This is a genomic window from Streptomyces sp. P17 (genome assembly GCF_032436805.1).
GTDB lineage: Bacteria > Actinomycetota > Actinomycetes > Streptomycetales > Streptomycetaceae > Streptomyces.
Genome location: NZ_JAVRBF010001450.1, coordinates 1 through 238 on the forward strand (window position 1 = coordinate 1; position 238 = coordinate 238).

At 48.3% G+C, this 238-nt stretch carries 1 protein-coding gene; it reads left to right on the top strand.

The annotated features are described in order from the left end of the window. Positions 1–33: 33 nt before the first annotated feature. A partial coding sequence (locus RMT89_RS45315; protein WP_315889580.1) for a hypothetical protein occupies positions 34–238 on the top strand: 205 nt, incomplete at its 3' end.

The window sequence follows — 238 nt, forward strand, 5'->3', positions numbered from 1 at the left end:
ATACAAGAACGTTTTAACTTGCCGGTGTATACCTTGACCACTGGATTAACCAGCCGTGGCAGTGATCTGGGAAGTCATAATTTTACGCCGGTACAGTTACCAGAGGTGCTCTTGATCGCAGGTCCTGGTGTTAGCTCGACTGAAGCTGGAGAGGTGTGGTACAACCTGGAGCGTTTAGCGGGAATTTCACCTAGCATGGTTGAACCAGAACGGTTAAGCCGGATTAATTTGCATCGTT